At 59.6% G+C, this 14,706-nt stretch carries 17 protein-coding genes; 11 read left to right on the top strand and 6 right to left on the bottom strand.

Going from position 1 to position 14,706, the window contains the following annotated elements; genetic code table 11:
* Positions 1-3: 3 nt before the first annotated feature.
* The 8 genes from FDG13_RS18120 to FDG13_RS18085 all read left to right on the top strand — a co-directional run bounded on the left by FDG13_RS18120 (position 4) and on the right by FDG13_RS18085 (position 7,128).
* Positions 4-645, top strand: coding sequence for a DUF502 domain-containing protein (locus FDG13_RS18120; RefSeq protein ID WP_370528252.1), 642 nt, complete (start codon positions 4-6; stop codon positions 643-645).
* Positions 646-693: 48 nt separating this feature from the next.
* The gene (gene aspS / locus FDG13_RS18115) at positions 694-2,508 is read left to right on the top strand and encodes an aspartate--tRNA ligase (RefSeq protein ID WP_180131678.1); all 1,815 of its coding nucleotides are present in this window, start codon (positions 694-696) and stop codon (positions 2,506-2,508) included.
* Between the two features lie 71 nt (positions 2,509-2,579).
* Positions 2,580-3,056, top strand: coding sequence for a dihydroneopterin triphosphate diphosphatase (nudB, locus tag FDG13_RS18110; RefSeq protein ID WP_180131676.1), 477 nt, complete (start codon positions 2,580-2,582; stop codon positions 3,054-3,056).
* Positions 3,053-3,799, top strand: coding sequence for an endonuclease/exonuclease/phosphatase family protein (locus FDG13_RS18105; protein ID WP_180131673.1), 747 nt, complete (start codon positions 3,053-3,055; stop codon positions 3,797-3,799). The genes nudB and FDG13_RS18105 overlap by 4 nt, the downstream gene beginning before the upstream one ends.
* A gap of 9 nt (positions 3,800-3,808) precedes the next feature.
* Positions 3,809-5,008: a cardiolipin synthase ClsB gene (clsB, locus tag FDG13_RS18100; protein ID WP_180131670.1), complete on the top strand. Its 1,200-nt coding sequence runs from the start codon at positions 3,809-3,811 to the stop codon at positions 5,006-5,008.
* A 104-nt stretch (positions 5,009-5,112) separates the two neighbouring features.
* Positions 5,113-5,814, top strand: a complete 702-nt coding sequence (gene folE, locus FDG13_RS18095) for a GTP cyclohydrolase I (RefSeq protein ID WP_214938297.1) — start codon at positions 5,113-5,115, stop codon at positions 5,812-5,814.
* Between the two features lie 2 nt (positions 5,815-5,816).
* Entirely contained in the window at positions 5,817-6,239 is a 423-nt protein-coding gene (locus FDG13_RS18090) for a BLUF domain-containing protein (protein ID WP_180131664.1), read from the top strand.
* Positions 6,240-6,267: 28 nt separating this feature from the next.
* Entirely contained in the window at positions 6,268-7,128 is an 861-nt protein-coding gene (locus FDG13_RS18085; protein ID WP_180132573.1) for a DUF429 domain-containing protein, read from the top strand.
* 120 nt (positions 7,129-7,248) lie between these two features.
* On the opposite strand, the gene FDG13_RS18080 is transcribed toward FDG13_RS18085, so the two are convergent.
* Entirely contained in the window at positions 7,249-8,337 is a 1,089-nt protein-coding gene (locus tag FDG13_RS18080) for an NADH:flavin oxidoreductase/NADH oxidase (protein WP_180131660.1), read from the bottom strand.
* A gap of 94 nt (positions 8,338-8,431) precedes the next feature.
* On the opposite strand from FDG13_RS18080, the gene FDG13_RS18075 reads away from it, so the two are divergent.
* Positions 8,432-8,740 (top strand): helix-turn-helix transcriptional regulator, encoded by a 309-nt coding sequence (locus FDG13_RS18075; RefSeq protein WP_078366754.1) that lies wholly within the window; start codon positions 8,432-8,434, stop codon positions 8,738-8,740.
* Between the two features lie 74 nt (positions 8,741-8,814).
* Here the strand turns inward: FDG13_RS18075 and FDG13_RS18070 are convergent, their stop codons facing one another.
* Together FDG13_RS18070 and FDG13_RS18065 are read right to left on the bottom strand one after the other, a co-directional pair.
* Positions 8,815-9,651 carry a MinD/ParA family protein gene (locus FDG13_RS18070; RefSeq protein ID WP_078363718.1) on the bottom strand — a complete coding sequence of 279 codons (837 nt, stop codon included), beginning with the start codon at positions 9,649-9,651 and terminating at the stop codon, positions 8,815-8,817.
* 1 nt (position 9,652) lies between these two features.
* Positions 9,653-10,444 carry a GGDEF domain-containing protein gene (locus FDG13_RS18065; protein WP_180131655.1) on the bottom strand — a complete coding sequence of 264 codons (792 nt, stop codon included), beginning with the start codon at positions 10,442-10,444 and terminating at the stop codon, positions 9,653-9,655.
* A gap of 212 nt (positions 10,445-10,656) precedes the next feature.
* Here FDG13_RS18065 and FDG13_RS18060 point away from each other — a divergent pair, with 212 nt between their 5' ends.
* Positions 10,657-11,130 carry a thermonuclease family protein gene (locus tag FDG13_RS18060; RefSeq protein ID WP_180131652.1) on the top strand — a complete coding sequence of 158 codons (474 nt, stop codon included), beginning with the start codon at positions 10,657-10,659 and terminating at the stop codon, positions 11,128-11,130.
* Here FDG13_RS18060 and FDG13_RS18055 read toward each other — a convergent pair.
* From FDG13_RS18055 to gpmA, 3 genes are all read right to left on the bottom strand, one after another.
* Complete coding sequence (locus tag FDG13_RS18055) at positions 11,117-11,875, bottom strand: molybdopterin-synthase adenylyltransferase MoeB (RefSeq protein ID WP_180131649.1); 759 nt, start codon at positions 11,873-11,875, stop codon at positions 11,117-11,119. The genes FDG13_RS18060 and FDG13_RS18055 overlap by 14 nt on opposite strands.
* A 14-nt stretch (positions 11,876-11,889) precedes the next feature.
* On the bottom strand, positions 11,890-13,359 hold the full coding sequence (locus tag FDG13_RS18050) for a S41 family peptidase (RefSeq protein ID WP_180131645.1): 1,470 nt from the start codon (positions 13,357-13,359) through the stop codon (positions 11,890-11,892).
* A gap of 88 nt (positions 13,360-13,447) precedes the next feature.
* The gene (gpmA, locus tag FDG13_RS18045) at positions 13,448-14,191 is read right to left on the bottom strand and encodes a 2,3-diphosphoglycerate-dependent phosphoglycerate mutase (protein ID WP_180131641.1); all 744 of its coding nucleotides are present in this window, start codon (positions 14,189-14,191) and stop codon (positions 13,448-13,450) included.
* Between the two features lie 83 nt (positions 14,192-14,274).
* Here gpmA and FDG13_RS18040 point away from each other — a divergent pair, with 83 nt between their 5' ends.
* Entirely contained in the window at positions 14,275-14,682 is a 408-nt protein-coding gene (locus tag FDG13_RS18040; RefSeq protein ID WP_180131637.1) for a rhodanese-like domain-containing protein, read from the top strand.
* Positions 14,683-14,706 lie beyond the last annotated feature (24 nt).

The raw sequence follows: 14,706 nt of genomic DNA, 5'->3' as shown, positions 1-14,706 counted from the left end.
AACGTGTCGTTTAAAAAATACCTGCTCACTGGTTTGTTGGTGTGGTTGCCGCTGGCGGTGACCATCTGGGTGCTGTTGTGGCTGATGGGTTTGCTCGACGGCGTTTTTCAGGGGGTGGTGACGGGGCTTCAGGCCATTTCGCCTGAAACCGATACCGCGTTCTGGGAGCAGCTCAAGCATATTCCCGGCCTGGGTCCGGTGCTGGTGTTTGCCGGTCTGTTGTTGACCGGCGCCATGGTGTCGAATGTGGCGGGGCGCTGGTGGCTGGGGCAGTGGGAGCGTTTGTTGACCCGCATCCCGGTTTTTAAATCGATCTACAACAGTGTCAAGAAGGTGTCTGACACCTTGTTCTCCAGCAATGGCAACGCTTTTCGCACCGCCTTGCTGGTGCAGTACCCGCGTGCTGGCAGCTGGACCATTGCGTTTCAGACCGGCTCCCCGAGCGGTGAGGTCGCCAGCCACCTGGGTGATGATTTTGTCAGCGTGTATGTGCCGACCACGCCGAATCCAACCAGCGGTTTTTTCCTGATGTTGCCGCGCTCTGATGTGATCGAGCTCAAGATGAGTGTGGATGAGGCCCTGACCTATGTGATTTCGATGGGCTCGGTGGCGCCCGGCGTGACAACGCCGACCACCCACCCCTAGTTTTTTGACAACCTTGTCACCCGTTGGGGTGACTTTTGAAAGCTGTTTATGGCAATGCGTTCTCATTATTGTGGTCTGGTGACCGATGCCCTGCTGGGCCAAACTGTGACTCTGTGTGGTTGGGTCAATCGTCGGCGCGACCATGGCGGTGTCATTTTTGTCGATGTGCGTGACCGCGAAGGTTATGTGCAGGTGGTGTGTGACCCGGATCGCGCCGAGATGTTCAAGGTGGCCGAAGATTTGCGCAACGAGTTCTGCATCCAGGTCAAAGGCTTGGTGCGTGCGCGCCCGGACGGCACCGTCAATGAGAACCTGAAAAGCGGCAAGATCGAGGTGCTGTGCCATGAGCTGAAGGTGCTCAACCCCTCTGTCACACCGCCGTTCCAACTTGACGAAGAAAACCTCAGTGAGACCACCCGTCTGACGCACCGTGTGCTCGACCTGCGCCGCCCCTACATGCAGAACAACCTGATGCTGCGCTACCGCGTGGCGATGGAAGTGCGCAAGTTCCTGGACACCCATGGTTTTGTAGACATCGAAACCCCGATGTTGACCAAGAGCACACCCGAAGGTGCGCGCGACTACCTGGTGCCCAGTCGGGTGCACGACGGCCACTTTTTTGCCCTGCCACAAAGCCCGCAGCTGTTCAAACAGTTGTTGATGGTGGCCGGTTTTGACCGCTATTACCAGATCACCAAGTGTTTCCGTGACGAAGACCTGCGCGCTGACCGCCAGCCCGAGTTCACCCAGATCGATATCGAAACCTCGTTCATGGAAGAGGAAGACATCCGCGACCTGTTCCAGGGCATGATCAAGACCGTGTTCCAGAACACCTTGGGTGTGGACTTGGGTGACTTTCCTGTGATGACTTACCAGGATGCAGCGCGGCTTTATGGCTCTGACAAGCCGGATTTGCGTGTCAAGCTGGAATTCACCGAACTCACCGATGTCATGGGGGATGTGGACTTCAAGGTGTTCTCGGGTGCCGCCAACATGAAAGGTGGCCGTGTGGTGGCGCTGCGGGTGCCCGGTGGCGCTCGGGAAGGTTCCGGCCTGTCACGTGGCGAGATCGATAGTTACGGTGAGTTCGTCAAGATTTACGGAGCCAAGGGGCTGGCCTGGATCAAGGTCAACGACCTAGCTAAGGGACGCGACGGTCTGCAAAGCCCGATTGTCAAGAACCTGCATGACAAAGCCATAGCCGAAGTGCTGGCACGCACCGGTGCCCAGGACGGCGACTTGTTGTTTTTTGGCGCCGACAAGGAAAAAATCGTCAATGACGCCATCGGCGCCTTGCGTATCAAGATTGGCCATAGCGCGTTTGGCAAGAACAACGGTCTGTTCGAAGACCGCTGGGCACCCTTGTGGGTGGTGGACTTCCCGATGTTTGAGTATGACGACGAGTCTGACCGCTGGATGGCAGTGCACCACCCGTTCACCGCGCCGAAGGACGGGCACGAGGATCTGATGGTCACCGACCCGGGCAAATGCATCTCCAAGGGCTACGACATGGTCCTCAACGGCTGGGAAATGGGTGGCGGCTCGGTGCGTATCCACCGTGCCGATGTGCAGCAGAAAGTGTTTGATGCACTCAAGATCACGCCGGAAGAAGCGCAGCTCAAGTTCGGCTTCTTGCTCGATGCGTTGCAGTACGGCGCACCGCCGCACGGTGGTCTGGCCTTTGGTCTGGACCGCATCGTCACCATGATGACCGGTGCCGAGTCGATCCGCGATGTGATTGCTTTCCCGAAAACCCAGCGTGCCCAGTGTCTGCTGACACAAGCCCCGTCGCTGGTGGATGAAAAGCAATTGCGTGAATTGCACATTCGTCTGCGCAACGCCGATCTGGTTAAACCGGCCTGATACCGGGTCTCTGCCGCTTCAGGCAGAATCAAAGGGCGCTCCTGGGAGCGCCCTTTTGTTTTTTGGAAACCATGACTGCGTTCAAACTTCCTGAGTCCGTGCTGGTGGTGATTTACACCCCGGCGCTGGATGTGTTGCTGATCCAACGTGCGGATGTGGCTGATTTCTGGCAATCGGTCACTGGCAGCAAAGACCATGTGGACGAGAGCTTTGAGCAGACCGCCCGGCGTGAGGTGTTTGAGGAAACCGCGCTGGATTGCCGCGAGGGTGCAGCTTTGCAGCCCCATTTGCACGACTGGGGGCTACAGAACGTTTATGAGATTTACCCACGCTGGCGTCACCGTTACGCGCCAGGGGTGGTGTTCAATACCGAGCATCTGTTTGGTCTGGAAGTGCCTGCCAACAGCCCTGTGCGACTGAACCCCGGTGAACACACCCACTACCAGTGGTTGCCTTATGCCCAAGCGGCTGAACGTTGTTTTTCACCCTCCAATGCCGAAGCCTGTCTGATGTTGCCGCGCCTGGCCAGACGCGGGGTGGTGTCATGAGCCATTCCCCCCAAACCATCCGTGTGGTGACCTACAACATCCACAAAGGTGTGCAGGGGCTCGGGCCCACACGTCGCCTGGAGATCCACAACCTGGCCGATGCGGTGCAGGTGCTCGACGCCGATGTGGTGTGCCTGCAGGAGGTGCGCCACATCAACCGACGTGAAGAAAAGCGTTTCCAACATTGGCCGGCCGGTGGGCAGGCCGATTTTCTGGCACCGCCGGGTTACAGCTCGGTGTACCGGACCAATGCCATCACCCGGCATGGTGAACATGGCAACGCGCTGCTGTCGCGCTGGCCGGTGGTGACCCACCAGCATGAGGACATGAGTGACCACCGTTTTGAACAGCGTGGTCTGTTGCATGTGGAGTTGCTGATCCACGGCCGCAGCCTGCACGTGCTGGTGGTGCATCTGGGTCTGGTGCGTGCCAGTCGGGTGCGCCAGGTGGCCCAGCTCCAGCGTTTTGTGCAGCGCGAAATACCCGCTGACGCACCTTTGCTGATTGCGGGGGATTTCAACGAAGGTGGCTGGCGACTGGGTGCCGCGTTCGCCAGCATGGGCTTGCAGTGTTGGGCCGGTCCAGCGCAGCCGACCTTTCCCGCACGTTTGCCGCTGGCCCAGCTGGACCATGTGTTTTCGCGGGGTCTACAACCGATCAGCCTGGCAGCTCCCCAAGGCCGCGCCTGGTGGCGCATGTCAGACCATTTGCCGCTGATCGCCGAATTTGAGATGGGCGCATGAGGTTCGTGCATGCCTGAGTACACGGCGGGTCACCAACTGACCCTGTTGCAGGGCGCTCAGGCTTTTTTTGATGCTTTGGTGGCTGACATTGATGCCGCCACTCACGAGGTGCGGCTGGAGACCTATATCTTTCAGGTGTATGGCAGCGGCGAGCGGGTGGCACAGGCGCTGGAGAATGCCGCCCAACGTGGGGTGCAGGTGTACCTGGTGATGGACGGTGTTGGCACGCCTGCGTTGCCTGAACCCTGGCCCCAGCGTTTTGACGCGGCTGGTGTGCACTGGCTGATTTTTGCGCCATTGGGCACCTTTGGGCTGCTGCGGCCCAGCCGCTGGCGCCGACTACACCGCAAGCTGTGTGTGGTGGATGGCAAGCTGGCGTATTGTGGTGGCATCAATATCCTGGATGACTGGTGGGACCCGCACTACGGCCCGCTGGAGGCGCCGCGCTTTGATTTCATGGTACGTATCACCGGCCCGCTGGTGCGTGACACCCATGCCGCCATGGCCCAGTTCTGGTGGCGCCGCCAGATGGTGCGCAGTGCCCAGCAGGTGGACTGGGCGGGTGCCTGGCAGGCCCTGCAGCAGGCGGTGCACGAGGAACCCATCCCCAGCCAGTCGCTAGCCAAAGGCCGGGGCGCGCTGGCGCAACTGGTGTTGCGTGACAACGTGCGTTTTCGCGCACGCATCGAGCGGACCTACAGTCAGGCGCTCGGTGAAGCACGCAAAGACATCATTTTGGCCAACGCCTATTTTTTACCGAGTCGCAAAATCCGCCGCAGTTTGGTGAATGCCGCACAACGCGGGGTTCGGGTGCGCCTGCTGTTACAAGGCCGCTACGACTATTTCATGTCTTACCATGGCACGCGCGCCCTGTACGGTGTATTGTTGGCAGGGGGCGTGGAGATTTATGAGTACCAAAGCAGTTTTTTACATGCCAAGGTGGCGGTTGTGGACGGGCGCTGGGCCACGGTGGGCTCATCCAACATTGATCCGTTGAGCCTGTTGCTGGCGCGCGAAGCCAATGTGGTGGTCAACGATGCCACCTTTGCCAGCACGTTAAGCCATGTCTTGGAGCAGGCGTTGACGCAGCACGCGGTGCGGCTCGACACCCACCAGCATGCGCAGCGTTCACTGGGCCAGAAGCTGCTGGATAGGGTGGCTTTGCTGGTGATGCATGCATTACTTTTACTGACTGGCAAGAGATACTAAATTGATAGCAATATGCCCTTTATGGAAAAGGGCTAGAGCCCAATAACCCTTAAAATGAAAGACTGATACCATCATCAGTCAATCAATTGACCACCATGAAACTCATGAATCCTGTTGACGCCGACGAAGGCACCCCGGTATCCGTCAAAATCCGCGAGCGCATTCTGGCCGCACGCAAACGTTTCCACGCCAACGACAACATTGCCGAGTTCATCCAGCCCGGTGAGCTGGAGCTGCTGCTCGATGAGGTTGAAGAAAAGATGAAGGGTGTGCTCGGCAGCCTGGTGATCGACACCGAGCACGACCACAACACCGACAAAACCGCCCGGCGCGTCGCCAAGATGTACCTCAAGGAGGTGTTTCAGGGACGTTATGTCCAGGCCCCGACGATCACCGAATTCCCCAACGCCGAACACCTCAACGAGCTGATGATTGTGGGCCCGATCACCGTGCGCAGCGCTTGCAGCCACCACTTTTGCCCGATCATGGGCAAGATCTGGATTGGTGTGCTGCCCAATGAACACACCAATGTGATTGGCCTGTCCAAATACGCCCGGCTGGCCGAATGGGTGATGGGGCGCCCGCAGATCCAGGAGGAGGCGGTGGTGCAACTGGCCGACCTGATCCAGCGCAAAACCCAACCCGATGGTCTGGCCATCGTCATGGAAGCCAGCCACTTTTGCATGAGCTGGCGCGGTGTCAAAGACGTGGACAGCAAGATGATCAACTCGGTCATGCGTGGCAGTTTTCTCAAGGATGCCAACTTGCGCCGCGAATTTCTGTCATTGATTCCCCAGAAAGGCTGATCATGTTGGTACGTTTGCTTTACGCCAGCCGGGCGGTGGATGCCTGCCCCGAAACCATCGACGCTATCCTGCACGAATGCCGCAGCCGCAACCCCAACAGCGGTGTCACCGGTGTCTTGTGTTACGGCAGCGGTATTTTTTTGCAGGTGATTGAAGGTGGGCGCATGGCCATCAGCCAGCTCTACAACCAGATCCAGCGTGATGCCCGCCACAAGGACGTGGTGTTGCTGCACTACGAAGAAATCACCGAGCGGCGTTTTGCGGGCTGGACCATGGGTGAGGTCAACATGACGCGTATCAATGCCTCGATCCTGCTCAAATACGCTGAAAAACCCGAGCTGGACCCGTATTCCGCCTCGGGCAAAGTGTCGATGGCCTTGCTCGAAGAGTTGATGGTCACCGCCTCGGTGATTGGTCGGGCCTGATCGCTTTCCCGGTTTGTCCACCGCATTGCTGCCAGCGGCTGGCCTGAGCCCGGTCTTGCTGGGCTGCGATTTTTCCAGCGCCCCCAGCCGCAAAAAACCTATTGTTATCGCCCTTGGGTCCTTATCCCGTGGTCGAGTTGTGCTATCAAAATTGGTGCAACTCGAGAGCCTTCCGGCCTTTGCCGACTGGCTGCAACAAAGCGGCCCCTGGTTGGGCGGGTTCGATCTGCCGTTTGGTCTGCCGCGTGAGTTGGTGCAGACACTGGGCTGGCCGACCGACTGGCTGGCCTGTATCACGCATTACCAGTCGCTCAGCCGGGAGCAGATCCGGGCGAGCTTTGCTGCGTTCTGTCGTGAACGCCCAGTGGGTGGCAAATTTGCACACCGCGCCACCGATTTTCTGGCGGGCAGCAGTCCCAGCATGAAGTGGGTGAACCCGCCCGTGGCCTTCATGCTGCATGCGGGGGTGCCCTTGTTGCTGCAAGCCGGTGTGCGCTTGCCGGGCCTGTCTTACGCATTGGGCAGCGCACCGGGCGAGTCAACACCGCGCATCGCGTTGGAGGCCTATCCTGGCTTGCTGGCGCGTGAGGTGTTGGGTCGGCGCAGTTACAAAAGTGATGACAAAGCACACCAGACCCCTGAGCGCCTGATTGCCCGCAAGGACTTGCTCACCGCGCTGGAGCAAGGCAACACCCGCCTCGGGCTGCGCCTGAAACTGAGCCACGCCCAGCACGATGTCCTGGTGGACGATGCACGGGGAGATGCACTCGATGCGGTGTTGTGCCTGATCCAAGCCGCCTGGGCGCAAGCCCGGTTTGATGCAGGTGACAGCGCTTATGGTTTACCCGCCAACATGGACCCGCTGGAAGGTTGGATCATCACCGCCTGACGGGCTGTTGCTCGGGCAAACAGTTCGGGGTACGCGATTCAGGCGAAGAGGGGGCCTCGCCTGTTGCAACCTTCACAGCCGCCGCCTGCGCGCAGCACGGTTGGCAGGCGACAGATGTGCTCAGTAACGCGCAAGCCAATGGGCATAGGGCGCGGGCAGCGTCCACGAAGCACGCTCGACGCCGAGTTCCTTGGCGGCGAAATACGCCCAGTGCGGATTGGCCAGATGTGCGCGGCCCACCATCACCAGATCCAACTGCTGCTCTTTGACGACCCGCTCCGCAATCTCTGGTGTGCCAAAACCCCAGGCGGACGACACCGGCACCTTGGCCTCGCGGCGTACACGCTCGGCCACCGGAGCCAGGAAGGCCGGACCCCACGGGATCGCTGTTTCTGCAATGGTGAAGCCGACGCTGACGCTGAGCATGTCCATGCCTGCCGCCTTGAAGTCGCGCACCAGGTCGATCGATTCAAGCAACGTCTGTTCGTCGCGACCATCGTATTCGAGTACGCCAAAACGCACGGTCAGCGGTAGGCTTTCCGGCCACACCTCACGCACCGCTTTGAGTGTCTCCAGCAGGAAACGGCCGCGGTTTTCCACGCTGCCGCCATAGATGTCGTCGCGCTGGTTCGAATGCGCGGAAAAGAAGCTCTGCGCCAGGTAACCATGGGCAAAATGCAATTCCAGCCATTCAAAACCGGCGTCGCGCGCACGCACTGCGGCGTCGACAAAGTTCTGGCGCACACGTGTGATGTCATCCAGGCTCATCGCGCGCGGCAGCTTGGGCAGACCCGCGCCATAAGCGATGGCGGATGGCGCGATGGTTTGCCAACCGCGTGCGTCCCCTTCGGCGATGTGGTCGTCACCTTCCCAGGGCAGATTCGCGCTGGCTTTGCGGCCAGCGTGGCCGATCTGGATACCCGGCACCGAACCGGCGGCCTTGATCGCCTGCACCAGCGGCACAAAGGCTTGGGCCTGGGCGTCATTCCAGATGCCTGCGCAACCTGGCGTGATGCGACCTTCGGGGGCGACCGCCGTTGCTTCGGCAATCACCAGCCCGGCACCGCCGCGCGCCATGCTGGCGTAATGCGACAGGTGCCAGTCGTTGACCAGGCCGTCGACAGCCATGTATTGGCACATCGGCGGGATGGCGATGCGGTTGCGCAACGTGATGTCTTTGAGTTGGAAGGGTTGGAATAAAGCGGACATGGCGGGCCTTTTGCAGATTGGAAATATTCAGTTCTATATTTCGAAGATTATCGAACTATAGAACAAGTATAGCCCACGGTGTATCATGCTGCTCATGCGTCCCTACAAACACCCCGCTGCCAGCGAACTCTCACTTGAGCGCGTGCTTTACGCCTTGAGCGATTCGATCCGCCTAGAAATCGTCCGGCAGTTGGCGGGTGTGGAGGTGGCAACCTGCGGCGATCTTGACGGCGGGCGACCGAAATCTACCGTCTCTCACCATTTCAAGGTGTTGCGCGAGTCGGGATTGGTGCGCACCGAAAACAACGGCACCATCCACATGAACTCGCTGCGCCGCGCAGACATCGACAGTCGCTTCCCGGGGCTGCTGACAGCCATATTGGCACAACATCCGACAGATTAGGTCTGTCGGGTGAGGCTACGCATTCGTGGCCATTTGCGCCCAGTCCAGATGGCTACGGGCTGGCAGGCGCCAGCTCACAGGGGTTTGTTGATCAGAGTGTCTTCTATCTTGCCAGCCAATTGCGACACTGCCAGCGCCGCCGGGCAACCCGGCGTGGACAGGATCAGCAGTTGACGGCGCATCACGGCCTGGCGCACCGCAGTATCGGCCGGGATGTCACCCATGTGGATCAGGCGAACTTTTTCACCCGGCTTGGCCACCACAAAACGGTCCAGCACCTGCTGCAGCTGGGTGGTGATGGCGCGGCCATCCCCCATGCGGGCGGTCTGGTTGATGACCATGCGGATGGTGCGCCGTTGTTGTTCCCCCACCAGCACCTTGATGGTGGCGTAGGCGTCGGTCAAGGAGGTGGGTTCGGGTGTGGCCACCACCAGCACCTCGGAGGCCAGCGACACCGCAAACAGCACCACGTCCGAAATGCCGGCACCGGTATCGAGCAGCACGATGTCATAGTGCGGCAGCAGCCCCGACATGATATGTAAAAAGTCTTGCCGCACGGTGGGGGTCAGGCGTGAATACTCCACCATGCCCGAGCCTGCCAGCAACACCGAAAAACCACCTGGTGCCCGGACAATCGCCTCTTCGAGCTTGGCTTTGCCGGTGAACACATCGTGCAGGGTGATCTTCGGGTACAGATTGAGCACCACGTCCAGATTGGCCAGTCCCAAGTCGGCGTCCAGCACCAGCACTTTTTGGCCGCGTTTGGCCAAAGCGGCAGCCAGGTTGGCTGACACAAACGTCTTGCCCACGCCGCCTTTGCCGCTGGTGACGGCCACCACCTTGCCCAAGGGCTTGATTGGGCCAGGTTTTGCCACGGGGCGTTCTGCAGTGGGTCGCGTTTCGTCGTTCATTTCAGTTCACTCTGTTCATAACGCTACCTGACGAACCGGTAGAACCATCGTTGGCAATGCTCTCAATCCAGGCTGGGTCACCCAAGGACAGGGGACCAAACAGCAAATTCTTTTCCTCGGCGCTGACCGCCAGCATCGGCTGCGCCTCGATACACACGCGGTCACGGCCTTCCGACTTGGCGCGGTACAACTCGATGTCGGCCCGGTCCACCCACAGTTCGGAGGTAGAGCGCACCCAGCGCGGCGCAAACGCGCCACCAATGCTGATGGTGACTTTCAACATGACGCCGGAGGGCAGTTTGACCTTCAAGTCACTGACCGATTCACGAATCCGTTCTGCAACTTGGTGTCCGTATTGCCCTTGGCAGCTGGGCAAAATGATGGCGAACTCTTCACCACCAAATCGTGCCACGGTGTCCATCGGGCGCACACAGCCCGCCAGTGTTTTGGCAACGGCTTGCAGCACGGCGTCGCCCGCTGGGTGGCCGAATTGGTCGTTGACACTCTTGAAATGGTCGATGTCAAGCATCAGCAGCAGCGCAGACTCCCCCGAGCGCGCCACCATCTCGATCTCGCGCATCAGGATGCTTTGAAAATAACGTCGGTTGGAGAGACCTGTCAGCGGGTCTTTGAGTGACAACTCGCTGAGCTTGTCAATCACCGCTTGCAAAAACTCGGTGGAATCCGCGTGCCTGTCCGGCAGGCGTTGTCCACTATGCTCCAGCAACGCCCGAGCATCGTCCAGCCGCAATTGGCGCAAATCAACCAGAGGGGAAGCAGTCGATGAACTCAAGGTGGCGGCAGGTGTTGGGATGTTTTGAGTCTAACAGGTCTGACATTTGTCCCAGGCTTATCACAGAGGTCGATGGATGAGTTTGTTCCATGGTTTCTTCCATTGATCTCCGTTGGATGTGTATCGTCACAGAAAGGTGCAAATTGACAGGTAGACACACATTGATTTTTTGCCGGCGCCTGCTGTTGCTTGGGTTAGGTAGTTTGCTTGCTATGGATACCGCAGCTTCTGAGGCTTATATGGCAAGGGCTAGAGGCATTTCTGATGGTGATACTTTGTGGGTGGAGCCCGAGGCCGGTGGTGCACCGCGCAAGCTGCGCCTGCAGGGGGTGGATGCCCCGGAACTCTGTCAGAGTGGTGGTGTGGCTGCGCGCGACGCCTTGCGCGCGCTGGTGATGCAGCGCCGACTCAAGGTGCAGGTCAACTACGTGGATGGTTATGGCCGGGGCCTGGCCCAGATCGAGGTGGGCGGGCAGGATGTGGCCTCGGTTCTGGTGTCTCAAGGCTGGGCCTGGTCGGGCCGCTGGCGAAGCAGTCTTGGGCCGTATGCGGTGCAGGAAGCACAGGCGCGCCAGGCCAGGCTCGGTGTGTTTGCCCAGCCCAGCCCCGAGTTGCCGCGTGACTTTCGCCGCCGTCACGGCAGCTGTTTTGTGCCCGACGACAAGGGTGGTTTCAAGCGGAAGTGAGTGGACCACACACCGGGCAGCTGGGGTTGCGCCTGAGTCCGATCTCGGTGAAGTGCATGGCTCGGCCATCGAGCATCAGCAAACGGCCGGTGAGTGGCTGCCCAAAACCGCCCAACAGCTTGAGTGCCTCGGCGGCCTGCAAACTGCCGATGACACCCACCAGTGGTGCAAACACGCCCAGGGTGGCGCAGTGGCTGTCCTCGGGTGGTGTCTCTGGCGGAAAAAGGCAGGCGTAACAGGGTGAGCTTGGCTCACGCGGGTCGTACACCGCCAGTTGCCCGTCAAAACGGATGGCAGCGCCAGACACCAGCGGCTTGTTGTGCTTCACACAGGCGGCGTTGATGGCTTGGCGGGTAGCGAAGTTGTCGCAACAGTCCAGTACCACATCAGCCTGGGCGACCAGGGTGTCCAGCAGCGCAGCATCGGCCCGGGCCTGGATGTTCGTGACTTGCACCTGATCGTTCAACTCGGCCATGGCGGTCTGCAGCGAGGCCACCTTGGGCCAGCCAACCCGGGCCTGGGTGTGGGCAATTTGACGCTGCAAATTTGTCAGGTCCACCGTGTCGTGGTCTACCACGGTGATGTGACCGACACCGGCCGAGCACAGGTACAACGCGGCCGGACAACCGAGGCCGCCCGCCCCAATGATCAGTGCGTGGGCCTGGTTAAAACGTGTTTGCCCCTCAAAACCAATCTCGTCGAGCAAGAGGTGGCGCGAGTAGCGCAGCAGGTCGCGGTCTTGCATCTGCTGGCACGGACTCAGTTCTCTTTTTTCTCTTCAGCGCGTTCGACCTGGGTTTTGCTGGCCAGCACCGGTTGCCCCTTGAGTTGTTTGAGGGCCTGCTGCAGTTGAAAGTCTTTGTCTGAACCGTACTCGGGCAACTTGCGGTCAGCCGCGGGTTTTTTCATCTCTTCTTCCAGTTTCTTGCGGGCTTCTTCGCGGCCTTTTTCTCGCGCCGCATCCTTGACCTCATCACCTTGCCCGCTGGCCAGGTGTTTCTCCAGATCGGCCTCACGGGTGCGCAAGGCTGCAAACAGGTTGCCCTCTTCGGTCTCGTCAACCATCACATCGGGCACGATGCCTTTGGCCTGAATCGACTTGCCGCTGGGCGTGTAGTAGCGGCTGGTGGTGAGTTTGAGTGCGGCTGTCGGGCAGTTGTCCATGCGGAAGGCCCCGTCCAGGCACACGGCGGTTTGTACCGAACCCTTGCCAAAGGTCTGGCTACCCAGCAGCTTGGCACGACCATGGTCCTGCAACGCACCGGCCACAATTTCGCTGGCCGAGGCCGAGCCCTCGTTCACCAGCACCACCAGGGGCACGGTGCTCAGGGCTTTGCGGGTGGCCGGGTTCAGCTGCGCCAATGGGTCGTTGCCATGGCGGGCGTAGAACTGCGGCGAGGCCTTGTAGGTGAACTTGCTCTCGGGCAACTGGCCATTGGCCGACACCACGGTGACGTTTTCTGGCAAAAAGGCGGCAGAGATGGCCACCGCGGCGTCCAGGTAACCCCCCGGGTCGTTGCGCAAATCCAGTACCAGGCCTTTGAGGCGCGGCTCCTGCTTGTACATGTCTTCGACCTTGCGCGCAAAGTCCGCCACCGTGCGTTCCTGGAACTGGCTCAACCGAATCCAGCCATAACCGGGCTCGATGACGCGGGCTTTGACACTCTGGGTTTTGATCAGTTCGCGGGTGATGGTCACCTGAAACGTGCGGTTCTCATCCTTGCGGAAAATACTCAGCAGCACCTTGGTGTCGGGCTCACCCCGCATGCGTTTGACACCTTCGTTGAGTGACAGCCCTTTGACCAGGGTGTCGTCAATCTTGACGATCAGGTCGTTGGGTTTGAGGCCGGCTTTGAAGGCGGGGGAGTCTTCAATGGGGGAGACCACCTTGATGTAGCCGTCTTCCTGGGTGATCTCGATGCCCACGCCAACAAACTTGCCGGTGGTGCCTTCGTTGAAATCCTTCAGTGTCTTGGCGTCCATGTAGACCGAGTGGGGGTCCAGTCCGGCCACCATGCCCGCAATCGCGTCGGTGATGAGTTTTTTCTCATCTACCGGGTCGACATAGTTGCTTTTGACCATGCTGAACACGGCGGCCAGTTGCTGCAGTTCTTCGAGCGGCAAGGGCGCGAGCGAGCCACGTGCTGCGGTTTGCAGCGAGATGCTGGCCAGGGCGCCAGCCAGCGCTCCGGCAGACAGTAAGCCAACGATTTTCAATTTGTGACCCATTTTTGATTCCAAAGCGTGAGGATGCGAGATGTGATGAGCCGTTTGGACCATGAACCCGGGTGTGGGTTCCGTGTCTGGCTGCTCTATTTCAGGTGTTGCTCTGAGCGGCCACAGCGGCAGCGGCCTTGGCCGCCGCCTCAGCGTCACCCAGATAGTAGTGGCGAATGGGTTTGAGCTCGTCATCAAGCTCATAAACCAGTGGAATGCCATTGGGAATGTTCAAACCCACGATGTCGTCGTCAGAGATGTTGTCAAGGTATTTGACCAGCGCCCGGATCGAATTGCCATGTGCCGCCACCACCACCCGTTTGCCACGTTGCAAAGCCGGTGCCAGCGCTTCGTTCCAGAACGGCTTCACTCGCGCCACGGTGTCTTTGAGGCATTCGGTCAAGGGGATCTGGTCGGGTGCGAGTTTGCTGTAGCGGATGTCGCCGCGTTCGCAACGCGGATCGGTGGCTTCCAGAGCGGGTGGCGGTGTGTCATAACTGCGGCGCCAGACTTGCACCTGGGCGTCGCCGTATTGTTTGGCCGTTTCGGACTTGTTCAGACCCTGCAAGGCGCCATAGTGGCGTTCGTTCAGACGCCAGCTGTTGACCACCGGCAGCCAGGTGCGGTCCATGATGTCGAGCACATGCCACAGGGTCTGGGTGGCGCGTTTGAGCACGCTGGTGTAACACACGTCAAAGTCATACCCGCCAGCCTTGAGCAGACGCCCTGCCTGCCTGGCCTGCGCGATGCCCAGCGGCGTCAGCTCAACATCGGTCCAGCCTGTGAATCTGTTTTCCAGATTCCAGGTGGATTCGCCATGGCGAATAAGTACAAGCTTGTGCATGGTTTCCAATCGATGCCGGTAATGGGAACAAGCGCATTCTAAAATGCGCGGCTAAGGTCATTTCTCAACATAAGGATTCGCAAGTGAAATTTATTCTCGACAACTGGATGATGATTGCCGTGGCATTGGCATCTGGTGGCATGTTGTTGTGGCCGCTCATCAAAGGTGGCGCCGTCGGTGGTTTGAGCGCCGAGGCTGCGGTGCAACTGATCAACCGCGAAAAAGCGGTGGTGGTGGATGTGTGTGAAACCGACGAGTTTGCGGCCGGGCATGTGGTGGGTGCCAAAAACATTCCCCTGGGTCAGTTGGAGGAGAAGTTGGCGGGTGCGGTCAAAAACAAAGCCTTGCCCTTGATCCTGGTGTGCCGCTCGGGCGCGCGCAGCGGCCGTGCCGTGGCCATGGCCAAAAAGCTGGGTTTCGAGAAGGCGCAGTCACTCTCTGGTGGTATGGGTGCTTGGCGCGCGGCCAATTTGCCGGTTGAAAAAGCCTGACTCTCCTGACCGAAAGCCTTCTTT

The organism is Rhodoferax sp. BLA1, assembly GCF_013416775.1.
In the GTDB taxonomy this organism is placed as follows: domain Bacteria; phylum Pseudomonadota; class Gammaproteobacteria; order Burkholderiales; family Burkholderiaceae_C; genus Rhodoferax.
The sequence above is the reverse complement of the archived record's forward strand: the minus strand, read 5'-3'. Positions and strand labels throughout refer to the sequence as shown.